Here is a 20,107-nt window from a genome sequence, read left to right as displayed (position 1 = left end):
ATGCACGCCGGCACGGAACGCGGCCACGACCGCCCGGACACCGTACGCGCCCGGTCCGCCGGGGACGGCGGCCGTGCCCCGGGCGCCGCGCGGGACGGCCGACCGGCGGACCGTACGGAGCGGGCCGACCGCACCGACCGCCCCCGCCCGGCCGGGCCCGTCGAGCGCATCGAACGGCTCACCGATCCGGCGCTCGTCCGACCCCGCGTCGAGGACCTCATCCACCACGCCCGCCGGGACGTGCTCAGCCTCGCCCCCTACCCCGAACTCTCCCCGGGCTACCTCGCCTGGCTCCGCCCGCTCGCGCTGGGCTGCCTGCGCCGCGGCGTGGCCTTCCGCACCGTGATGCTCTGCGAGACCCTGGACGACCCCGCCACCGCGGCCCAGCTGCGGGAGATCGAACGGTACGGCGGCCGGGTGCGGCTGATCGGGCACGCCACCGAACGCCTGCTGGTCTGCGACCACCGCGCCGCACTCCCGCTGGGCGAGGGCCCGACCATCGAACACGGCGCGCTGTTCACCGGCGAACCGGCCATCGTGGACAGCGTCCGGGCCCTGTTCGAACGGGCCTGGGCGCAGGCCACCCCGCTCACCCCGGCGCCCACCCCGACCGACACCGCCCGGCTGATCCTGGCGGCGATGTGCTCGGGCGCCAAGGACGAGACGGCGGCGCGCGGCATCGGCGTCTCGGTGCGCACCTACCGGCGGCGGATAGCGCATCTGATGGACCATCTGAACGCCGGCAGCCGCGCCCAGGCGGCCCTGCTGGCCCGGGACCGGGGCTGGATCTGAGGGTCCGGGGACGGAGCCGGGCCCGGCGCCCGGGGGAGGAGCACCGGTGGGGGAGGGCGGGTGAGGGCGATCGCCACGACGCCGGTGGCCGGCCACCGCCGCCCCCCGTAGCCGTGACGGGCGGGCCCCGGGGCGCGGGCGTACGGGCCGGTCAGCCGGCGGTGCGGGAGGCGGTACGGGGCCGGTCGTCCCCGGCCGCCCCGTCCGCGACGCCGCCCCGTGCCGCGGCCCGGTCCGTCTCCGTCTCCGTCTCGGTCCCCGGCTCCGCCTCCGCCTCCGCCGCCGGGACGGCGCCCCCGCCGCGCGGCCGGGTGCCGGGGATGAGGGCGGCGAGCACGGCGGCCAGGACGGCGGCGCCGCAGGCGATGGCGAAGCCGGTGCGGAACCCGGCAAGCGAGGGCACCTCGGCGGTGCCGAAGGTGGTGGTGCTGTTCGCGAGCACCACTCCGATCGCCGCGCCGGCGGTGCTGGTGCCGATCGACCGCATCAGGGCGTTGAGTCCGTTGGCGGCGGCGGTCTCCGACTGCGGGACGGCGCCCATGATGAGGGTGGGCATCGCGGCGTAGGCGATGGCGATGCCGGAGGTGACCACGCAGGTGAAGACGATGACCTGCCAGACCTCGTGCACCATGACGAGGCCGAGCCCGTAGCCGGCGGCGATGACGACCGAGCCGAGGATGAGCGAGGTCTTCGGGCCGCGGGACTTGGTGATGATCGCGGACAGCGGCGAGAACACCATCATCATCAGCCCGCCGGGCGCCATGATCAGTCCGGCGGCGACCATCGACTGCCCGAGCCCGTAGCCGGTCTCCTCGGGCAGCTGGAGCAGCTGCGGCGCGATCAGCGACATGGCGTACATGGCGAAGCCGATGACCAGCGCGGCGAGGTTGGTGAACAGCACCTCGGGCCTGGCGGTGGTGCGCAGGTCCACCAGCGGTTCGGGGGTGCGCAGTTCGTACCGGCCCCACAGGGCCAGGACGAGCACACCGGCCGCGAACAGGCCGAGGGTGCTGCCGCTGCCCCAGCCCCAGTCGGCGCCCTTGGAGAGCGCGAGCAGCAGGCAGACCAGGCCGATGCCGATGCCGATCGACCCGGTGAGGTCGAAGCGGCCCAGGGACCGTACCGGCGACTCGGGGACGAAGACGGCGATGAGGACGAGGGCGAGGGCGGCGAGCGCCGCCGAGGCGTAGAAGAGGACGTGCCAGTCGAAGTTCTGGGCCACCAGCGCGGCGGCGGGCAGGCCGAGCGCGCCGCCGATGCCCAGGGAGGCGCTCATCAGCGCCATGGAGGAGGCGACCCGTTCCGGCGGCATGACGTCGCGCATGACGCCGATGCCGAGCGGGATGAGGCCCATGCCGAAGCCCTGGAGGGCGCGGCCGGCGACCATCGGGACCACCGAGTCGGAGAGCGCGCACACCAGGGAGCCGGCGATGAGCAGGCCGAGATTGACGAAGATGATCCGCCGCTTGCCGAACATGTCGCCGAGCCGGCTGGTGGTGGGCATGGCCACGGCGGCGGCGAGCAGGGTGGCGGTGACCACCCAGGAGGCGTTGGCGGAGGTGGTGCCGAGCAGGGCGGGCAGCTGGACGAGGAGCGGGACGACGAGGGTCTGCATGAGCGCCGTGACGATGCCGGAGAAGGCGAGGACGGCGACGATGACGTTGGCCGACCCGCGGGCGACGGTGGCGGGCGGGGCGGCGGTGGGCGGCGGGGCGGTGGAGCTGGGCATGAGGGCGTGGCCTCCGGGCTCGGTGGGAGGTGGACGGGGGTGGGTGCGGAACGGGAGGGCAGCCGGGCGGGCGCGACTGCCCGGGGCATCGTTATGCAGCATACATACGTTGTGCATCGTGCATATTCCGATCGGGTGTGGAACGCTCGGCCTTGGGTTTTTCTTTAGGGTCGGTACGACGAGGAGGGAGCCGAAGTGGCCGAGGCGCAGGAACGGTACGCGGGGCTGCAACGGGAACTGCTGCTGCTCAGCCGGTACGAGATGGCCGCGCGCCAGCGCGAGACGGACGGCACGCTGGAGCGCTCCGCCCATCTGCTGCTCACCCGGCTCGCCGCCCAGGGCCCGATGACCATCGCCGAACTCGCCCAGGCCTTCGCGCTGGACACCTCCACCATCAACCGGCAGACCGCCGCCCTGCTCCGCGACGGACTCGCCCGCCGGGTCCCCGACCCGGACGGTGGCCTCGCCCGCCGGCTCCAGATGACCGAGGAGGGCGCCCGGCGGCTCGCCGACCGCGACCGGCGCAGCCGCGAGGGCCTGGGCCGGGTGCTCGCCGACTGGGAGCCGGCGGACGTGCGCGCCCTGGAGGACCTGCTGACCCGCCTCAACCGCAGCATCGAGGCCCACAGCGGACGCAACTGGCCCCGCCCGGCGGCCGGCGCCGCCGGCCGCTGAGCGGACCGGGAAGCCGCCCGGCTACCGGTCGCGCCGCTCCTCGGCCGCGCGCCGGGCGTCCTCCGCCCGGAAGCCGCGCCAGGCGACCCAGCCGACCACGCCGATGGAGATGACGAACACGATCAGCGTGGCGGTGGTCATGGTCGAGGGCCCCTTCGGTGCGGTGCGGTGCGGTCAGGTGCGTACGAGGTGTGGTGCGCGGCGGCGTGCCGGACCCGCGCCGGGGAGCGGCACGGGCGCGGGGCGGTCCGGCGGGCGCCGCCCCGGCCTGCCTCGCCCCGTCACAGCCAGCCGCGCTCGCGCGCCAGCCGCACGGCGGTGTGCCGGTTCTCGGCGTGCAGTTTGGCCGCCGCCGAGGAGAGGTAATTGCGGACGGTGCCCTGGGCGAGCGCCGCCCGCGCGGCGATCTCACTGATCGGCGCACCGTCCGCCGCCAGCTCCAGGAGTTCCGTCTCGCGGGCGGTCAGCGGCGAATCGCCCGCGCTGATGGCGTCCGCCGCCAGCTCCGGGTCAATGTAACGGACACCCGAGTGCACCGTACGGATGATTTCGGCCAGCCGCTGGGCCGAGACCGTCTTGGGCAGAAAGCCCCGCACCCCGGACGACAGCGCCCGTTTGAGATGCCCGGGGCGCCCGTGCCCGGTCACGATCATGGTGGTGCACCGCGGCAGTTCGGTACGCAGCCGCGCCGCCACCGCCACCCCGTCCGCGCCCGGCATCTGGAGATCGAGCACCGCCACGTCCGGCCGGTGCGCCGCCGCCATCGCCAGCGCCTCGGGGCCCGAGGCCGCCTCCGCGACCACCAGCAGGTCGTCCTCCAGCGCCAGCAGCGCGGCCAGCGCCCCCCGGATCAGATGCTCGTCGTCCGCGAGCAGCACCCTGATCACGCCCGCACCTCCGCCAGGACCCGGCCGGCCACTGCCCGCCGCCGCCCGCCCGTACCGCACCGGGCATCCGCCCGACCGGCCGGCCGGCCGGACCACCGCCGGGACATCACGCACTCACCCTCTCCGCCTGGTGCGACGGCGCCGCCATCACCGGCACCGTCGCGGTGATCCGGAAGGAATCCCCCGCGCCCGTGCCCCCGTCCGTGTCCCCGTCCCCGTACGCCCCGGCCGACAGCGCACCGCCCAGCACCGCCAGCCGGTCCCGCAGCCCCAGCAGACCGGTGCCCGCCGGTGTTCCGTGCGTCCGGGCCCGGACCCCGTCGTTCTCCATCTCCAGCACCGCCGTGATCCCGCCCGGCCCCGGCGGGCGCAGCCGGATCACGCACGCCGTCGCGTCCGCGTGCCGCAGCACGTTCGTGGTGCCCTCCCGCACCACCCACCCCAGCGCCGACTGCACCATCACCGGCAGCTCGGTGCTGCCGCCGTCCTCGATCCGGCAGGCGATCCCGGCCGCCTCCAGCACCCCGCGCGCCCCGGCCAGCTCCGCGTGCAGATCCGCCTCCCGGTAGCCGCGCACCACCTCCCGCATCTCCTGCTGCGACTGGCGGGCGATCTGCTGCACCTCGGTCATCTGGTCCACCGCCGCCGGCGAGCCGCGCCGCGCCAGCTGCGCGGCCAGTTCGCTCTTCAGCGCGATCACCGACAGGTTCCGGCCCAGCACGTCGTGCATGTCCCGCCCGAACCGCAGCCGCTCCTCGGCGACCGCCAGCCGGGCCTCGGTCTCCCGGGCGGCGTCCAGCTTGTTCACCACGCGCAGGGTCCAGGTCGTCACCCGGCAGGTGAACGCCATCGTCACCAGCAGGAAGCCCGTCAGCGCCACCAGCACCAGCAGTACCCGGCCCGGTGTTCCGGCGATCAGGCACGCCAGCGCGACCACGGCCAGCAGTACCCCGAGCCCCGCCCACAACTGCCGCTGGGACAGCAGCAGCGAGGGCCCGCAGACACCGAACGCGTACAGCGACACCAGCATCCCCAGCACGGTGATCGGGGCCTGCCCCGTCGCCACCGAGCCGGCCAGCCACCCGGTGACCAGCAAGGTGAGCACCGCCTGCGCCATCAGCAGCCTGCCCGGCCACTCCGGGGCGCCCTCGCCGCCCTCGTGCAGGTACCAGCGCATCCCCAGCCGGGTGAGCTGGATGTTGGCCGCGGTGTGCAGCAGCACCAGCAGCGCCATCACGACCGTGGCGGCGGCGCCGCCCGTCGTCCACTGCGGCAGGTTCACGAGCACGGCGAGGAGTTCCAGCGACGCGAACGAGTACAGCGTGTACTTCGTGTAGTGGTACACCCGTGCCCGCTGCGTGCTCCCGATGACCCGGTCCACCCAGCGCGGCGACGCCGCCGCTGTACTCATCCCGCCTCACACCCTTCTCTCCCGGGTCCCTCTCCGGCTCCGTCAGGCCCTCACTGCCGCGCGTCCCAGCGGAACCACCGCCGTACAGCAAACACCGACGCGACGGTCCAGGCCAGTGCCAGCAGCAGCGCCAGCCGCAGCTCGCCGCCGGACATCCCGCCCAGCCAGCCGCCGCGCACCAGCTCGATGACCGGGGTCATCGGCAGCGCCCGGAAGACGTTCGCCATGCCGTCCGGGAACGCGTCCAGCGGCACGAACAGCCCCGAGCCCAGCGCGGACAGCATGAAGAACGGCAAGCTGGTGATCTGCGCGCTCTCCACGGTCTTGGTGAATGCCGCGGTCAGCGCCGCCAGCCCCACCATCATCACCACACCCAGCAGCACCCCGAGCACCAGCACCACCGGCTGCTTCGGCATGCCCACCTCCAGCAGCAGCACCCCGGAGACCACCAGCACCGCGATCTGCCCCAGCGCCAGCACCACCGACGGCAGCGCCGTACCGGTCAGGATCTCGCCGTCCGTCAGCTCCCCGGTGCGCAGCCGCTTGAGCACCCGCTCCTCGCGCCGCGCCACGTAGGAGGTGATCGGGTTGAAGTACGCCACCAGCAGCAGGACGAACCCGATCCCGCCGGTGAGCACCATCTCCCCGATGCTCAGGGCGGTCTCCACCGACTCCAGGTTCCCCGCCGAGACATAGGAGACCAGCACCATGCCCACCGGCATGGCCAGCGCCATGAACAGGGCCGTGCGGTTGCGCAGGATCAGCGTCAGCTCCGCCCGCCCCAGCGCCGTCATCCGCCGCATCGACGCCTTGCTCGGCATGCCCAGCAGCAGCCGCCAGGTCGCCTGGCTCATCCCGGCGTGCCGCTCTTCCGTACCGTGCGGCACGTTCCCGGGCCGCCCGTCCTTCGTCGCCGTGCCGTTCACTGCCCCGCCACCTCCAGAAAGACTTCCTCCAGCGACGCCGAGCGGGCGTCCAGATCCACCAGCTCGACCCCGGCGTCCCGGGCCCACAGCAGCACCTCGGTCAGTGCTTGCTGGAGGGCGCGGGTACGGATCTCCACCCGCTGTCCGTCCGCCGCGGCCGGCACCGACAGCGGCAGCCGCTCGGGACCCACCCCGTCCGGCAGCGTGAACCGGATACGGGCCGGCTGCGCGTCCAGCACCTCGCCGGTGGTCCCCGAGACGACGATCCGGCCCTCGCGCATGATCGCCAGCCGGTCGGCCAGCGCCTCGGCCTCCTCCAGGTAGTGCGTGGTGAGCAGCACCGTGGTGCCCTCGTCGCGCAGCTCGCTCACCAGCTGCCAGGTGCGCTGCCGCGCCTCCGGGTCGAGCCCGGTGGTGGGCTCGTCCAGGAACAGCAGCCCGGGACGGCCCATCAGTGCCAGCGCCAGATCGAGCCGGCGCCGCTCGCCGCCGGACAGCTGCTTGACCCGGACGTCCGCCCGGCCCTCCAGACCCACCAGCTCCAGCGCCTCCGGCACCGGCCGCGGCCCGGTGATGCAGCCGGCCCACATCCGGGCGGTCTCCGTCACGGTCAGATCGGCGGGGAACCCGCCTTCCTGGAGCATCATCCCGATGTACGGGCGCACCCGGTCCCGCCGCCGGTAGGGGTCGTGCCCGAACACCCGCACCTCGCCGCCGGTCGGCGGGGCGAGGCCCTCCAGCAGCTCCACCGTCGAGGTCTTGCCCGCGCCGTTCGTGCCCAGCAGGGCGAACAGTTCCCCGCGCCGCACCTCGAAGTCCATCCCCCGCACGGCCTCGAAGCCGGCCGGGCCCTCCGGACCGTACCGGCGGCGCAGCCCGCGGGCCTCGATCACTGTCGTCGTATCGCCGTTGACCATGGCTCAAGGCTCCCGCCCGGGCGGGCCGGATCCCATGGCCGACTGTCATGGATCGGTATGACGAATGTCAGATCGGCGGACGGGCAGGGCAGGGCCGGGCGCCAACACGCCGAAGGGCCCGATCCGTTCGGATCGGGCCCTTCACTCTGAGCGGACGACGAGATTCGAACTCGCGACCCCAACCTTGGCAAGGTTGTGCTCTACCAACTGAGCTACGTCCGCCTGCTTGCCCCGCCCGGTTTCCCGTGCGGTGCGACACCTACTGTACCCGATCCCCGGAGGGGGTCTGTACCGAGTACCTGAGATGCAGAGCGGGTGACAGGGATTGCACACTGCGCCTCCCCCTTGGAAAGGGGGTGTTCTGCTACTGAACTACACCCGCGTGACCACTGGCTGGTGCGCACGGTGTACGCACCGGAGTGGATCGAGCGGGTGACAGGAATTGCACACTGCGCCTCCCTCTTGGAAAGAGGGTGTTCTACTACTGAACTACACCCGCGCATCCGCCTCGTTCGGGGCTTTTCCGGCCCCGCCCTTCGGCGTGATCCAGACTCTAGCCGATCACCTGGGGTCGTTGGCAAATCGGCCCAACACCCGGATCAGTGAGCCTCGTTGAAGGCGTCGTACACCTTGCGCGGGATCCGCCCGCGGGCCGGCACGTCGAAGCCGTTGGACTCCGCCCAGGCGCGCACCGCGCGCGGGTCGGGGGCCACCGAGGTGTGGTGGAAGGCGCGGCCCGACTTGGCCTGCTTGCGGCCGGCCGTCACGTAGGGGGCGAGGGTGGCGCGGAGCTTCTCGGCGTTCTCCTCGCTGAGGTCGATCTCGTACGTCTTCCCGTCGAGCCCGAAAGCCACCGTTTCCGACGCTTCCCCGCCGTCGATGTCGTCGGAGAGAGTGACCACGACGCGCTGTGCCACGGATATCGGTCCTTTCGGCGGGTTCGCCCCGTTCCTGACGGCGCCGGGTCCGGCTGCGCGGTGCGCCGCGGGGGCTTCCCCTGATCGGGAGCAAGGTGCTGTACGGCGGTGCCGTGTTCGTTATTTGTACAACGGGCGGCTTTTCCCGTGAAGTGCGAAGACCCGCGTGCTGGTAATTCGGTCCCACGTGTTACCGCCGCAATGGGGACCTTACGGTTTTCCCGCCGCTTCTTGCAGGGGTTTCCGCCCCCGATACCTGAACGTGACCGATTCATGCCAGAGGCAGGGCCGGTCGTCGCTTGGTCTACCCGTGTAGATTTGTCCGACAGGTACGCTGATGGCAGCAGCGTCAGCACCAATCCCACCGGGAGTACCTGTGGCCCGCGTCGTAGTCGACGTCATGCTCAAGCCGGAGATCCTCGACCCCCAGGGCCAGGCCGTGCAACGCGCGCTGCCCCGGCTGGGTTTCGACGGAATCTCCGATGTCCGCCAGGGCAAGCGTTTCGAGCTGGAGGTGGAGGGGCCCGTCGACGAGGCCGCCCTCGCCCGCATCCGCGAGCTTGCCGAGACCTTCCTCGCCAACACCGTGATCGAGGACTTCGACGTACGCGTGGAAGAGACCGCGGAAGAGGTCGCGCCGTGAGCACCCGTGTGGGCGTCGTCACCTTCCCCGGCTCGCTGGACGACCGCGACGCCCAGCGCGCGGTCCGCCTCGCGGGCGCCGAGCCGGTCGCCCTGTGGCACCGGGACACCAGCCTCCACCAGGTGGACGCGGTGATTCTGCCCGGCGGCTTCAGTTACGGGGATTATCTGCGCTGCGGCGCGATCGCCCGTTTCTCCCCGGTGATGGAAACGATCATCGAGCAGGCCAGGGCCGGGCTTCCGGTGCTCGGCATCTGCAACGGCTTCCAGGTGCTGTGCGAATCGCATCTGCTGCCCGGGGCCCTCACCCGGAATGACCACCTGCATTTCATCTGCCGCGACCAGCGGCTGCGGGTGGAGAACGCGAGCACCGCCTGGACCGCCGACTACACCGCCGGCCAGGAGATCACCATCCCGCTGAAGAACGGCGAGGGCGGCTACGTCGCCGACGAGCGCACCCTCGACGAGCTGGAGGCGGAGGGCCGGGTCGTCTTCCGCTACCTGGACCGCAACCCCAACGGCTCCCGCCGCGACATCGCCGGCGTCACCAACGCCGCGGGCAATGTCGTCGGCCTGATGCCGCACCCCGAGCACGCCGTCGAGTCCCTCACCGGGCCCACCACCGACGGCCTCGGCTTCTTCACCTCAGTCCTCAAGAAGCTGGTCGCCGCCTCATGACCCTCGACACCGTCAAGCACGCCGCCGCCACCCCCGACACCGAGCTGCCCTGGGCCGAGCTGGGCCTCAAGCAGGATGAGTACGAGCGCATCCGCGCCATCCTCGGCCGCCGCCCGACCGGCGCCGAGCTGGCCATGTACTCGGTGATGTGGTCCGAGCACTGCTCGTACAAGTCCAGCAAGGTGCACCTCAAGCAGTTCGGCGAGAAGGCCCCGGCCTCCGACGCGCTGCTGGTCGGCATCGGTGAGCAGGCGGGCGTCGTGGACGTCGGCCAGGGGTACGCGGTCACCTTCAAGGTCGAGTCGCACAACCACCCCTCCTACGTCGAGCCCTACCAGGGCGCGGCCACCGGCATCGGCGGCATCGTCCGCGACATCATCGCCATGGGAGCCCGCCCGGTCGCCGTCATGGACCCGCTGCGCTTCGGCGCCGCCGACCACCCCGACACCAAGCGGGTGCTGCCCGGCGTGGTGGCCGGCATCGGCGGCTACGGCAACTGCCTGGGCCTGCCCAACATCGGCGGCGAGGTCGTCTTCGACGACTGCTACCAGGGCAACCCGCTGGTCAACGCGCTGTGCGTGGGCGTCATGCGGCACGAGGACATCCACCTCGCCAAGGCGTCCGGGGCCGGCAACAAGGTCATCCTGTACGGCGCCCGCACCGGCGGCGACGGCATCGGCGGCGCCTCGATCCTGGCCTCGGAGACCTTCGAGGACGCGGACGGCAAGCCCGCCAAGCGGCCCGCCGTCCAGGTCGGCGACCCGTTCCAGGAGAAGCTGCTCATCGAGTCCACCCTGGAGCTGTTCGCCCAGGACCTGGTCGTCGGCATCCAGGACCTCGGCGCGGCCGGCCTGTCCTGCGCCACCTCCGAGCTGGCCTCCAACGGCTCCGGCGGCATGCGCGTCGAGCTGGACACCGTGCCGCTGCGCGACTCCTCGCTCTCCCCCGAGGAGATCCTGATGAGCGAGTCGCAGGAGCGGATGTGCGCGGTCGTCGAACCGGAGAAGGTCGAGCGCTTCCTCGCGGTCTGCGAGAAGTGGGACGTCATCGCCACCGTGATCGGTGAGGTCACCGACGGCGACCGTCTTGAGATCTTCTGGCACGGCGAGCAGATCGTGGACGTGCCCCCGCGCACCGTCGCGCACGAGGGCCCGCTGCTGAACCGCCCCTTCGCCCGCCCCGCGTGGCAGGACACCCTCCAGGCCGACGACGCGGGCGCGCTGCCGCGCCCGGCGACCGCTCAGGAGCTGCGCGAGCAGGTGCTGCGGCTGGTGGCCTCGCCCAACCAGGCGGCCAAGGGGTGGATCACCGACCAGTACGACAAGTACGTCCTCGGCAACACCGTGCTGGCCCAGCCGGAGGACGGCGGCATGATCCGCATCGACGAGGACACCAACCTCGGCGTCGCGATCGCCACCGACGGCAACGGCCGCTACGCCAAGCTCGACCCGTACGCGGGCGCGCAGCTGGCGTTCGCCGAGTCGTACCGCAACGTCGCCGCGACCGGCGCCAAGCCGCTGGCCGTGACCGACTGCCTGAACTTCGGCTCGCCGGAGGACCCGGCCGTGATGTGGCAGTTCGCCGAGGCCACCCGCGGCCTGGCGGACGCCTGCCAGGCGCTGGGCACCCCGGTGACCGGCGGCAATGTCTCGCTGTACAACCAGACCGGCGAGCAGGCCATCCACCCCACCCCGGTGGTCGGGGTGCTCGGGGTGATCGACGATGTGACGCGCCGCACCCCGCACGCCTTCCGGGAGGCCGGCCAGCTGGTCTATCTGCTCGGGGACACCCGGGAGGAGTTCGGCGGCTCGGCGTGGTCCCAGGTGATCCACAACCACCTGGGCGGGCTGCCGCCGCAGGTGGACCTGGAGCGGGAGCGGCTGCTGGCCGAGATCCTGATCAGCGCCTCGCGGGACGGCATGATCGACGCGGCGCACGATCTGTCGGACGGCGGGCTGGTCCAGGCGGTGACGGAGTCGGCGGTGGCCGGCGGCGTCGGCGTCCGGCTGGTCGTCCCGGACGGTCTGGACGCGTTCACCTTCCTCTTCTCCGAGTCGGCCGGCCGCGCGATCGTCGCGGTGCCGCGCAGCGAGGAGACCCGCTTCACCGACATGTGCGCGGCGCGCGGGCTGCCGGCCGCGCGGGTCGGGGTGATCGACGGCGAGGCCATCGAGGTGCAGGGTGCGTTCGGCATCCCGCTGGCGGAGCTGCGGGCGGCGCGCGAGGCGACGCTGCCGGCGCTGTTCGGCTGAGCCGCACCGGCGCACGCGCGCGGGCCCCGTACCGGAACGACCGGTACGGGGCCCGCGCCGTCGATGGGCGCGGCGCTCAGCGCAGTACGAGCTGGACGATGGCGACCGAGCCGACCACCACGATGCAGCCGCGCAGCACGGCCGGGCTCAACCGGCGGCCGACACGGGCGCCGAGCTGGCCGCCGAGCGCGGAGCCGACGGCGAGCAGGGCGACGGCCGTCCAGTGGAAGTCGGCGGCGAAGAGGAAGAAGACGGCGGCCACGGTGTTCACCAGCGCGGCCAGGACGTTCTTGACGGCGTTCAGCCGCTGCATGTTCTCGTCGAGCAGCATGCCCATCAGCGACATGTAGATGATGCCCTGCGCGGCGGCGAAGTAGCCGCCGTAGACGCTGGCCAGGGTGAGGCCGACGGAGAGCAGCGGCCCGCCGTCCGGCCGCGCGGCGCGCCCGGTGCGCTCGCGCCGCTCCCGTACCGCCCGGCCGATCCGGGGCTGGAGCACGACCAGGACGAGGGCGAGGCCGACCAGGACCGGCACGATCCGTTCGAAGGCGGTGGCGGGCAGCGCCAGCAGCAGGGCGGCGCCGGTGAAGCCGCCGAGCAGCGCCCCGGTGCCGAACCGCAGGATGCGCCGCCCCTGGCCGCGCAGCTCCCGCCGGTAGCCGATGGCGCCGCTGATCGAGCCGGGTATCAGCCCGAGCGCGTTGGAGACGGTGGCGGTGACGGGCGGCAGCCCGGTCGCCAGCAGCACGGGGAAGGTGATGAGGGTGCCCGATCCCACCACGGTGTTGATGCCGCCGGCCGCCAGGCCGGCGCAGAATACGGCGATCATCTCCCCGAGCGTCATGGTCATGATCGGATCCTAGAACCCGGATATTTCGGCCGGGACCGAAGGGTCGCGGAGGGACACTGGAGCCATGGACACCGCTCCCGACCTCGCCGCCGTCGCCCGGCTGCTGGCCGATGGCACCCGCGCCCGGATCTGCTGGGCGCTGCTGGACCGGCGCGCCTGGACCCCGACCGAGGTGGCCCGGCACACCGGGGTGGCGCCCTCGACGGCGACCGAGCATCTGAACCTGCTGGTCCGCGGCGGTCTGCTCACCGAGGAGCGGCAGGGCAGGCACCGGTACGTCCGGCTGGTCGACCCGCAGGTCGCCGACCTGCTGGAGAACCTGGCCGCCCTCGCCGGCGACGCTGTCCTGGGCGCCCCCGCCCGCTCGCTGTCGGGGACGCGCCGCCGCGACGCGCTGGCCCACGCCAGGACCTGCTACGACCACCTGGCCGGCACGGTCGGGGTGGCGGTCACCGACGCGATGACCGAGCAGGGCCTGCTGGACTGGCAGCGGGGCGTGCGGCTGACCGGCGACGGCGCGGTGTGGCTCGCCGGCCTCGGCATCTCCCTCCCGGCCGCCGGGCGCCGCCCGCTGGTGCGGTCCTGCCTGGACTGGACGGTGCGCCGCCCGCACCTGGCGGGCACGGTGGGCGCGGCGCTGTGCCGGCACGCGCTGGAGAGCGGCTGGCTCACCCGGGACCGGATGACGCGGGCGGTGACCGTCACCGAGCCGGGCCGGGCGGCGTTCGCCGAGCATCTCGCCCTGGAGCTATGACTCGGGAAACCGCCGCAGCGGGCAGTGCGGGCGGCAGGCGTACAGCTGGTACCGGTAGCCCCAGCGATCGAGCAGCGGCGGGCCCAGCCGCCGGGCCATGGCCCCCAGATAGCGATTGCACAGGACACAGCGGATGCCCATGAGCTGATGCGGCTGCAACCGGCGCAGATCCGGCAGTGGTTCGGTCACGGGCTCACCCCCGGCGACGGGGCCCCGGCCACTCCCCGACCGCCTTGTCGTGCCACGTGCTGATGCGGTGACGAGCGTCGGCGGCGAGGAGACGGAGAAGGAGATGGCGACTGCGAGGAGTACGAGCATGACACTCTTCGCCGTCCCGCGACAGTCCACCCGGGGATGACCCGGGCGGCGGGGCGTTTACCCGGCGGCGGGCCGGCCGGCGGGCGTCCCCGCCGCCGCGCGCAGGGCGAGCAGGCCGCCCACCCCCGGGATGAGCGACAGCGCCTTCACCGCCGTGCCTGCGCGGGGCAGGCGCCAGGCCAGCAGCACCACGAACAGGTACGCGCAGCCGTGCAGCGGCCCCAGCAGGGAGGAGACGGGCGCCAGGTGGACGGTGGCGAGGTTGGCCAGCAGGGCCAGGAGGGAGACCAGTTCGGCATGCGCGGCGAGGCGCAGCGGTCGCAGGGGCACGGTGAGGTCCTTCACGGGTCGTACGGGGCGGGCGGCACCGACGCTAACGACGGCGCGGCCGGGCTCCCAGGGGCTGCGCTGCCGTCCTGCCACGGAAAACCGCCAACGCCCGCCGTGCCCCGCCGCCCGCGCGCCCGGTCAGGGGGTGAGCGGCCCGGCCAGCACCCGCCGTCCCGCCGCCCGGTCGCCGCTCCACTCCAGGCCGGGAGCGGAGTCGGCCGCCCGGCCCCACAGCAGCAGGAGGAGCTGCCCGGCCGGGCCGGTCAGGGTCGCCACCGGCTCGCCCGGCCCGTACGTCCACTCCCGGCCGAGGTCGTCCGCCACCAGCCGCACCGCCCGCTCCGGCACCGGCGCGAGACCGCGGTCGATCATGCGCGGCGCCATCACCTCGAACACCTCGGCGATGCCGTCCGCGGCCGGCTCGGCGCCGGGCGGCTGCGCCGCGCCCAGCGCGTGCTGCGCGTCCCACCGGTGGATCAGCGTCTCCTGGGCCCGCCGCCGCTGCCAGAACCCGACCGTGTGCGGGGCCCGGAACGTCCAGGCCGGGGTGGCCGGGTCGGTGTCCAGCGCGGCGAGCAGCGCCGCGGCGCTCTCCTCGTACCAGGCGCGCAGCGCCGCGTCGCCCTCGGGCGCGGGCGGGTGGTGGTCGCCGCGCCCCTCGGCTGTCGCGGTGACCACCCACAGATTGCCGCTGCCCAGATGGCCGGCGAGGTCGCGCAGTGTCCACGGGGCGCAGTGGGTGACGGGGGCGTCGAGATCGCCGTCCAGTGTGGTCCGGAAGGCAGCGAGTTCGGTGCGCAGGAGCCGTAAATAGAACGCGGGTTCTCTGGTCATGCCGGGACCCTACCGGCGGCGGTACGGCGGCGGTACGGGCCCGCCGGGCGGGCCGGGTCAGGGGCGCGGCGCGGCGGCCTCCGCCGCCGGGCCGGCCGCACCGCGCGGCACCTCGTGGAACCACTCGCGGCCCAGCAGTGCCCTGAACAGCCGGGGCGGCAGCCCGACCAGGGTGCCCGGCAGCTTCCCGCCGGTCTGCGAGCGGTGGGCGGCGAGCGCCCGCTGCTTGCGGGCGGCGTAGCGGCGGACGTCGATGGCGTGGGTGATCTCCGCCCGGGGCAGGAACATCGACTCCAGCCGGGAGGCGTCCTCGCGCAGCAGCCGGGCCAGCCGCGCCGCCGTCTCGCGCGGCACGGTGGCCTCCAGCAGCCGGGGCACCGGCGCGCGGGCGAAGGCGAGGCGGGCCACCTGGTGCACGCGGACGTGATCGCGGTGCCCGTAGCCGCCGTTGCGGTCGTAGCCCAGCAGCAGATCGGCCCGCTCCTCGCGCAGCACCCCGGCCAGCCGCTCGGCGGCCTCCCGCGGATCGGCGCGCAGAAAACGCTGCCGGTCCGGCGGGTCCGGGTAGAGCTCCGCGCCGTGGCCGCTGTCGGCGTACCCGAGGTGCACCACCCGGTGCGCGCCCAGGACACCGGCGGCGGCGCGCAGTTCGGCCAGGCGCGGGGCGCCGCCCTCCGGCACGGCGTCCATGCAGCCGTCGGACGCGACCACCAGCACCACCCGGTGCCCTTCGCCGGCCGCGCGGGCCAGGGTGCCGCCGGTGAGCAGGCACTCGTCATCGGGGTGGGCGTTGAAGGCGACGAGGGTGGCCATGTCCCCATCCTGCCGCAGGGGTTACGTTCGGGCCATGCGTACGTTCCCCTCCCGGCCGCTCCGCGAGGTGCGGGTGTCCTGGGTCCGGCAGAACTGCTGCGGGGTGTTCGCCGTGGCCACGGTGGATGTCGAGCCCGGGCCGCCGGGGTTCGCCGTCGAGGTCGCCGGCGGCGCGGTGCGCGATCCGGACGCGCACCGGGAGACGGCGCCGGTGTTCACGGCGGCGCTGGCCGAGGGCTTCCGTGCCGAACTGGCCGCGCGCTGCCCGCGGGTGCCGCTCGCGGTCACGGTCGTGGTCCGCGAACTGGTCATCCACCCCGTCGACTCCACCGAGCACGCCTTCCGGACGGCCGGCCGGTGCGCCGCCGCCGAGGCCCTGGACCGGCTGCACGGCGCCGCGCCCACCCCCGTACGCCGCGCGCCGGGCCGGACGAGTACCAAAGGATGAGGCGGGGATCGGACGGCGGACGGTGTACGGGGCGGGCCGCGCCGGACAGCATCGGGGCATGACCTCCGCCGCCGCCCTCTCCGCCACCGCAGGCTTCGACGTCGAGGCGTTCCTCGCCCGGCCGCTCACCGCCCGCCTCGCCACCGTCACCCCGGCCGGCCCGATCGTGCGGCCGGTGTGGTTCCTGTGGGAGGAGGCGGAGTTCTGGACCCTGACCGGGCCGTGGGCCCGGCTCCACCAGCAGGCCGCCGCCGACCCCCGGGTCGCTCTGGTGGTGGACGAGTGCGACCTGGCGACCGGCCGGGTCCGGCAGGTCATCGCCCGGGGCCGCGCCGAACTGGTGCCGTTCGACGTGCCGCGCGGCCGGCGCAAGCTCAGCCGCTACCTCGGCGCGGACGAGAGCCGCTGGGCCACCCGGTTCTCCCGCTACCTGCACACCGACCCGGCCGAGAGCGGCGCCGTGTGGCTGCGGCTGGCTCCGGCCAGGCTCTCCGCCCAGGACCTGAGTTACACCGTCGAGCCCTGACCGGGCCGGGCGGCGGGCCGGCCTCGTCCGTACACCAGCCGCCGCAGCAGCGCGTCCGCGGGGCCGGGCAGCCCGCGCCGCTCCAGGGCGTCCGCCGCCACCACGGTCACCAGCCACACCCCGACCGCGAACAGCGCCATCGTCGCGCTGCCCAGGTGGGCGCCGAGGCCGAGCCCCCAGGCCGCCAGGAGCGGGGCGAACAGCAGGGAGTGGGCCAGATATCCGGACAGCGACCGCTTGCCCAGGGCGGCCAGCGCCCGGGCCGCGCGCCCCGGGCCCGCGGGGCGGGCGGCGATCCGGTGGGCGAGCAGCGTGAACAGCGCCACGTACCCCAGGCCGCCCAGCCAGCCGGTGCTCTCCTGGAGCAGCGCCAGCGCCCCGCCCTCGGCCACCGCGTCCGCCGGCACCGTCCACAGGCCCACGTGGGCCAGCGCCGAGGGCAGCCCGGTCAGCCAGCCGAGGGTGACGCCCACCACCGCGGTCCGGCGCAGCAGCGGCAGGAACTCCCGCGGGCGCTCCAGTATCCGGCGCCGCGCCGCCCAGAATCCGAGCAGCATCATCAGATGGGCGGGGAAGGAGAGCAGCCCGCCGGCCGCGGTGACGAACGACCAGGTGGTGAGCCGGGTGCCGGCCGCGGCGAGCCAGCTGGGGTCCCCGGAGGCGTAGACGACCGTGGTCGCCTCGCTCGGCGCGCTCCCCAGCCGTCCGAGGTCGCCGCCCAGCAGCGCGGCGACGGCGGGCGCGACCGTCATGGCCAGGATCGCGAGCGCCACCGCCGCCCCGATCAGGATCGTCCGGTCGGACCGCCGCAGGAAGAGCGCGCACAGCAGCAGCGTCGCCACCCCGTAGGAGCCCATGATGTCGCCGGCCATCAGCAGCGCGGCGTGCGCGCCGCCGAAGACGATCAGCCAACAGGCCGCGCCGCCGCAGCAGCCGCGTCGCCGCCCGGGGGTCCGTGCCCGCCTCCGTCTGGCGGGCGAACACCCGCATGAGCCCGTAGCCGAAGAGGAAGGCGAACAGCGGGTACGCCCGCAGGTCCAGCGCCGTGATCATGGCGAACTGCACCACCCGGTCCGGCAGGGAGCCGTCCACCGGGTGCCAGCCGGAGGGGCCGTGCGGGGCGGCCCACAGATGGAACGCGGTGTTGGACAGCACGATGAGCAGCAGCATCACGCCGCGTGCGAGGTCGGGGGCGAGGGCGCGTTCGGCGCCGCGCACCGGTCCGCGCGCACGGGCGGTCGTCGGGGTGGACATACCGGCACGCTAGGAACGGTCCCGGCCCGTGCGCATCCGACCTCGGAACACTCCCCGTACGACGGAAGGGTGATCCCGGGCGGCGGTCAGCCGCCCAGCAGCCGGGCCTGTTCCGCCTTCAGCTCGGTGAACCCCCGTCGCGCGTAGGCGTGGATCTCCTCGCCCGGGAACGGCACCACCGACAGATGCTCGCGGTAGTCCCCGCGCTCCCAGCGCGCCGCCGTGATCTCGTATCCGGACACGTGCGCGCACAACTCCAGCAGCACCGGCGGCATCTCGCGCTCGCGCAGCAGATCGGCGCGCCGGATCACCAGATCGCGCATCGCCTGGATGTTGGGCAGGAAGACGGTGGCCACCCACAGCCGCCACTCGCTGCTCTCCCGCTCGGTGGCGGGCGGGCCGTCCGCGCCGAACGGCGAGGTGCCGTCCGGCCGGACGTTGCGGTCCAGGAACTCGGCGTAGCTGCGGCTGTTGCCCTCGGTCAGGGCGAACAGCGGCCCGTAGAAGTCACTGAGCTGACGGTTGACGCGGGCCAGCCGCTCCTCGCGCTGCGAGAGCCGGACCCCGTTGAGGTAGGTGGCGAGATAGCCGGCGAACGCCAGCCCGATGGTCACAGCCAGTGCGATCACAAAAGAGGATGGTAGTGGCAGTCCGCCGGACGGGACCGGGGCCGGTCAGCGGCCGCAGGTCAGTCGTTCACCCGGTCCAGCGCCTCGTACACCCGGTTCTTGAACTCCTCCGGGCTGGGCACGTGCTTGAACGTCATCTTGCCCTGCTCGGAGGCGGACTGGACGTGCAGCGTGCCGTACCGCATGATCCGCTCCCACAGGGACGCCGAGAACGACACGTCGTTCACCCGGCTCAGCGGAATGCTGCGGCCCTGCTTGGTGAGGAAACCGGTGCGCTTGTGCAGCCGCTTGGTGGTGAGGAAGTACACCGTCGAACGCCATTGCAGCATCGGGATCAGCCAGCGCCAGATGATCGCGATCCCCGCCAGCCCCAGCACCACCCACGCCACCGGCGACCCCAGGTCCCCGATGATCAGCGTGAGGACGGCCGCCACCGCCGCGATGACGACCAACTGCACGAACTCACTGACCAGCGTGGTCCAGTGCTGCCTGGTCTCGTAGAGGAGTTCTTCGTCGTCGGCGAGGTAACGGTCCGCGTAAGCCATACCGGGAGCATGGCACAGCGCGCGGGGACCGACGGCGCCGTCCTGCCACTTGGTATCAGGTTGTCATGTCGTTGCCACCGCCCCGCGTGGCCCCTGCCACCTCCCCAAACGCTGATCTTCCCGCAGGAATAGCCGTAAGCTCCCTTCCATGTGTGCCGCCCGGCGCAAGTCACGCGCCTACCACCCCGACCGTGTCCGTGACGCGCTGCTCGCGCAGGTGGAACACGTACGCCTGGCCGCCCACGCCCTCACCCCCGAGCAACTGGCCAGGCCCGCCGCGCTCCCGGGCCGGGACGTCCACGCGCTGCTCGCCCACATCGCCGGCCAGATCGACGCCGTACCCCGGCTGCTGGCCCAGCCCGCGCCCGCCGCCACCCGGCCCGCGCTCGACCTCGACGACTGGGCGGCCCACCCCGGCGCCGGCGTCGGGGACGCCCCCGAGGCGGCCGGCGACCCGGTGGAGGCCATCGACGCCGCCGCCGAGGAACTGGACGCGGTCCTGGAGACCGCCGTCCGCGAGGATCTGCTCCTGCCGCACCGCTTCGGCCCGATGCGCGGCCTGGACTTCACCGTCACCCGGGTGGTGGAGCTGGTGGTGCACAGCGACGATCTGACCCGCTCCCTCCAGAGCCCGGTCCGGCTCGACCGCGGCGCCCTGGCCATCGCCGTCCGGGTGCTGGCCGACGCGCTGGCCGCCAAGGCCCCCGGCAACTCCACCGAGCTGCGGGTGCCGCCCTTCGTCGCCGTGCAGTGCCTGCCCGGCCCCCGGCACACCCGCGGCACCCCGCCCTCGGTCGTCGAGGCCGACCCCATCACCTGGCTGCGGCTGGCGACCGGCCGCGCCACCTGGGCGCAGACCACCGCCACCGGCCGGCTGAAGGCCAGCGGCGAACGCGCGCTCGGCCTCGCCGGCCAACTGCCCGTGCTCGGCTGATGCCACAGGGTGCCGGATCGGGCCCCGCCGGGCCCCCGCTGGGGGA

At 73.7% G+C, this 20,107-nt stretch carries 23 protein-coding genes and 3 tRNA genes; 9 read left to right on the top strand and 17 right to left on the bottom strand.

The window, feature by feature from the left end; all coding sequences use genetic code 11:
* Window positions 1–792: a helix-turn-helix domain-containing protein gene (locus tag BM385_RS11670; RefSeq protein WP_093842999.1), complete on the top strand. Its 792-nt coding sequence runs from the start codon at window positions 1–3 to the stop codon at window positions 790–792.
* A 151-nt stretch (window positions 793–943) separates the two neighbouring features.
* On the opposite strand, the gene BM385_RS11665 is transcribed toward BM385_RS11670, so the two are convergent.
* Window positions 944–2,521 carry an MFS transporter gene (locus tag BM385_RS11665; protein WP_093842998.1) on the bottom strand — a complete coding sequence of 526 codons (1,578 nt, stop codon included), beginning with the start codon at window positions 2,519–2,521 and terminating at the stop codon, window positions 944–946.
* Window positions 2,522–2,716: 195 nt separating this feature from the next.
* On the opposite strand from BM385_RS11665, the gene BM385_RS11660 reads away from it, so the two are divergent.
* Window positions 2,717–3,196, top strand: coding sequence for a MarR family winged helix-turn-helix transcriptional regulator (locus BM385_RS11660; protein ID WP_019431956.1), 480 nt, complete (start codon window positions 2,717–2,719; stop codon window positions 3,194–3,196).
* Window positions 3,197–3,477: 281 nt separating this feature from the next.
* Here the strand turns inward: BM385_RS11660 and BM385_RS11655 are convergent, their stop codons facing one another.
* The 8 genes from BM385_RS11655 to BM385_RS11620 all read right to left on the bottom strand — a co-directional run bounded on the left by BM385_RS11655 (window position 3,478) and on the right by BM385_RS11620 (window position 8,254).
* A complete protein-coding gene (locus tag BM385_RS11655) occupies window positions 3,478–4,083 on the bottom strand; it encodes a response regulator transcription factor (protein ID WP_093842997.1) in 606 nt (201 codons plus the stop codon).
* A gap of 106 nt (window positions 4,084–4,189) precedes the next feature.
* Complete coding sequence (locus BM385_RS11650) at window positions 4,190–5,494, bottom strand: sensor histidine kinase (protein ID WP_254791523.1); 1,305 nt, start codon at window positions 5,492–5,494, stop codon at window positions 4,190–4,192.
* A gap of 50 nt (window positions 5,495–5,544) precedes the next feature.
* Entirely contained in the window at window positions 5,545–6,420 is an 876-nt protein-coding gene (locus BM385_RS11645) for an ABC transporter permease (protein WP_019431952.1), read from the bottom strand.
* Entirely contained in the window at window positions 6,417–7,337 is a 921-nt protein-coding gene (locus tag BM385_RS11640; RefSeq protein WP_026047117.1) for an ABC transporter ATP-binding protein, read from the bottom strand. Before BM385_RS11640 ends, BM385_RS11645 begins: the two co-directional genes overlap by 4 nt.
* Before the next feature lie 149 nt (window positions 7,338–7,486).
* A tRNA-Gly gene (locus BM385_RS11635) sits at window positions 7,487–7,559 on the bottom strand.
* A gap of 88 nt (window positions 7,560–7,647) precedes the next feature.
* Window positions 7,648–7,719 (bottom strand) — tRNA-Gly (locus BM385_RS11630).
* 45 nt (window positions 7,720–7,764) lie between these two features.
* Window positions 7,765–7,836, bottom strand: a tRNA-Gly gene (locus BM385_RS11625).
* A gap of 100 nt (window positions 7,837–7,936) precedes the next feature.
* A complete protein-coding gene (locus tag BM385_RS11620; protein ID WP_019431950.1) occupies window positions 7,937–8,254 on the bottom strand; it encodes a histone-like nucleoid-structuring protein Lsr2 in 318 nt (105 codons plus the stop codon).
* Between the two features lie 376 nt (window positions 8,255–8,630).
* Here BM385_RS11620 and purS point away from each other — a divergent pair, with 376 nt between their 5' ends.
* The 3 genes from purS to purL are packed head-to-tail and all read left to right on the top strand — an operon-like array spanning window position 8,631 to window position 11,826.
* Entirely contained in the window at window positions 8,631–8,897 is a 267-nt protein-coding gene (purS, locus tag BM385_RS11615; protein WP_093842996.1) for a phosphoribosylformylglycinamidine synthase subunit PurS, read from the top strand.
* The gene (gene purQ, locus BM385_RS11610) at window positions 8,894–9,574 is read left to right on the top strand and encodes a phosphoribosylformylglycinamidine synthase subunit PurQ (RefSeq protein ID WP_019431948.1); all 681 of its coding nucleotides are present in this window, start codon (window positions 8,894–8,896) and stop codon (window positions 9,572–9,574) included. The genes purS and purQ overlap by 4 nt, the downstream gene beginning before the upstream one ends.
* Entirely contained in the window at window positions 9,571–11,826 is a 2,256-nt protein-coding gene (purL, locus tag BM385_RS11605; protein ID WP_093842995.1) for a phosphoribosylformylglycinamidine synthase subunit PurL, read from the top strand. The genes purQ and purL overlap by 4 nt, the downstream gene beginning before the upstream one ends.
* Window positions 11,827–11,902: 76 nt before the next feature.
* On the opposite strand, the gene BM385_RS11600 is transcribed toward purL, so the two are convergent.
* On the bottom strand, window positions 11,903–12,670 hold the full coding sequence (locus BM385_RS11600) for a sulfite exporter TauE/SafE family protein (protein WP_026047116.1): 768 nt from the start codon (window positions 12,668–12,670) through the stop codon (window positions 11,903–11,905).
* Between the two features lie 70 nt (window positions 12,671–12,740).
* Between BM385_RS11600 and BM385_RS11595 the strand changes: the two genes are divergently transcribed.
* On the top strand, window positions 12,741–13,430 hold the full coding sequence (locus tag BM385_RS11595; RefSeq protein WP_019431945.1) for an ArsR/SmtB family transcription factor: 690 nt from the start codon (window positions 12,741–12,743) through the stop codon (window positions 13,428–13,430).
* On the opposite strand, the gene BM385_RS11590 is transcribed toward BM385_RS11595, so the two are convergent.
* The 4 genes from BM385_RS11590 to BM385_RS11575 form a co-directional block, all read right to left on the bottom strand.
* Window positions 13,425–13,619: a hypothetical protein gene (locus BM385_RS11590; protein ID WP_019431944.1), complete on the bottom strand. Its 195-nt coding sequence runs from the start codon at window positions 13,617–13,619 to the stop codon at window positions 13,425–13,427. The two genes, BM385_RS11595 and BM385_RS11590, sit on opposite strands and share 6 nt — an antisense overlap.
* 186 nt (window positions 13,620–13,805) lie before the next feature.
* Complete coding sequence (locus BM385_RS11585; RefSeq protein WP_037755263.1) at window positions 13,806–14,078, bottom strand: hypothetical protein; 273 nt, start codon at window positions 14,076–14,078, stop codon at window positions 13,806–13,808.
* A gap of 138 nt (window positions 14,079–14,216) precedes the next feature.
* Window positions 14,217–14,912, bottom strand: coding sequence for a maleylpyruvate isomerase family mycothiol-dependent enzyme (locus BM385_RS11580; protein WP_093842994.1), 696 nt, complete (start codon window positions 14,910–14,912; stop codon window positions 14,217–14,219).
* A gap of 57 nt (window positions 14,913–14,969) precedes the next feature.
* On the bottom strand, window positions 14,970–15,725 hold the full coding sequence (locus BM385_RS11575; protein WP_093842993.1) for a PIG-L deacetylase family protein: 756 nt from the start codon (window positions 15,723–15,725) through the stop codon (window positions 14,970–14,972).
* A gap of 34 nt (window positions 15,726–15,759) precedes the next feature.
* Between BM385_RS11575 and BM385_RS11570 the strand changes: the two genes are divergently transcribed.
* Together BM385_RS11570 and BM385_RS11565 are read left to right on the top strand one after the other, a co-directional pair.
* Window positions 15,760–16,173, top strand: coding sequence for a hypothetical protein (locus BM385_RS11570; RefSeq protein ID WP_019431941.1), 414 nt, complete (start codon window positions 15,760–15,762; stop codon window positions 16,171–16,173).
* Window positions 16,174–16,231: 58 nt separating this feature from the next.
* Window positions 16,232–16,699, top strand: a complete 468-nt coding sequence (locus BM385_RS11565; protein WP_019431940.1) for a pyridoxamine 5'-phosphate oxidase family protein — start codon at window positions 16,232–16,234, stop codon at window positions 16,697–16,699.
* On the opposite strand, the gene BM385_RS11560 is transcribed toward BM385_RS11565, so the two are convergent.
* From BM385_RS11560 to BM385_RS11550, 3 genes are all read right to left on the bottom strand, one after another.
* A complete protein-coding gene (locus tag BM385_RS11560; protein WP_367889594.1) occupies window positions 16,681–17,571 on the bottom strand; it encodes a DUF418 domain-containing protein in 891 nt (296 codons plus the stop codon). The two genes, BM385_RS11565 and BM385_RS11560, sit on opposite strands and share 19 nt — an antisense overlap.
* Before the next feature lie 468 nt (window positions 17,572–18,039).
* On the bottom strand, window positions 18,040–18,582 hold the full coding sequence (locus BM385_RS11555) for a hypothetical protein (protein WP_019431938.1): 543 nt from the start codon (window positions 18,580–18,582) through the stop codon (window positions 18,040–18,042).
* Between the two features lie 59 nt (window positions 18,583–18,641).
* Window positions 18,642–19,127 carry a PH domain-containing protein gene (locus BM385_RS11550; RefSeq protein WP_019431937.1) on the bottom strand — a complete coding sequence of 162 codons (486 nt, stop codon included), beginning with the start codon at window positions 19,125–19,127 and terminating at the stop codon, window positions 18,642–18,644.
* Between the two features lie 148 nt (window positions 19,128–19,275).
* Here BM385_RS11550 and BM385_RS11545 point away from each other — a divergent pair, with 148 nt between their 5' ends.
* Window positions 19,276–20,061, top strand: coding sequence for a sterol carrier family protein (locus BM385_RS11545; RefSeq protein WP_019431936.1), 786 nt, complete (start codon window positions 19,276–19,278; stop codon window positions 20,059–20,061).
* Window positions 20,062–20,107 lie beyond the last annotated feature (46 nt).

Source organism: Streptomyces harbinensis (genome assembly GCF_900116145.1).
GTDB classification, from domain to species: Bacteria; Actinomycetota; Actinomycetes; order Streptomycetales; family Streptomycetaceae; genus Streptomyces; species Streptomyces carpaticus.
This window is presented reverse-complemented; position numbering and strand designations above follow the sequence as displayed.

Excerpts from the sequence above, each read along its gene's own strand:
- BM385_RS11670 (WP_093842999.1), top strand. The coding sequence starts at position 1 with ATGCACGCCGGCACGGAACGCGGCCACGACCGCCCGGACACCGTACGC.
- BM385_RS11665 (WP_093842998.1), bottom strand. The coding sequence starts at position 2,521 with ATGCCCAGCTCCACCGCCCCGCCGCCCACCGCCGCCCCGCCCGCCACC.
- BM385_RS11650 (WP_254791523.1), bottom strand. The coding sequence starts at position 5,494 with ATGAGTACAGCGGCGGCGTCGCCGCGCTGGGTGGACCGGGTCATCGGG.
- BM385_RS11640 (WP_026047117.1), bottom strand. The coding sequence starts at position 7,337 with ATGGTCAACGGCGATACGACGACAGTGATCGAGGCCCGCGGGCTGCGC.
- purL (WP_093842995.1), top strand. The coding sequence starts at position 9,571 with ATGACCCTCGACACCGTCAAGCACGCCGCCGCCACCCCCGACACCGAG.
- BM385_RS11600 (WP_026047116.1), bottom strand. The coding sequence starts at position 12,670 with ATGACGCTCGGGGAGATGATCGCCGTATTCTGCGCCGGCCTGGCGGCC.
- BM385_RS11595 (WP_019431945.1), top strand. The coding sequence starts at position 12,741 with ATGGACACCGCTCCCGACCTCGCCGCCGTCGCCCGGCTGCTGGCCGAT.
- BM385_RS11580 (WP_093842994.1), bottom strand. The coding sequence starts at position 14,912 with ATGACCAGAGAACCCGCGTTCTATTTACGGCTCCTGCGCACCGAACTC.
- BM385_RS11575 (WP_093842993.1), bottom strand. The coding sequence starts at position 15,725 with ATGGCCACCCTCGTCGCCTTCAACGCCCACCCCGATGACGAGTGCCTG.
- BM385_RS11570 (WP_019431941.1), top strand. The coding sequence starts at position 15,760 with ATGCGTACGTTCCCCTCCCGGCCGCTCCGCGAGGTGCGGGTGTCCTGG.
- BM385_RS11565 (WP_019431940.1), top strand. The coding sequence starts at position 16,232 with ATGACCTCCGCCGCCGCCCTCTCCGCCACCGCAGGCTTCGACGTCGAG.
- BM385_RS11560 (WP_367889594.1), bottom strand. The coding sequence starts at position 17,571 with ATGGCCGGCGACATCATGGGCTCCTACGGGGTGGCGACGCTGCTGCTG.
- BM385_RS11550 (WP_019431937.1), bottom strand. The coding sequence starts at position 19,127 with ATGGCTTACGCGGACCGTTACCTCGCCGACGACGAAGAACTCCTCTAC.
- BM385_RS11545 (WP_019431936.1), top strand. The coding sequence starts at position 19,276 with ATGTGTGCCGCCCGGCGCAAGTCACGCGCCTACCACCCCGACCGTGTC.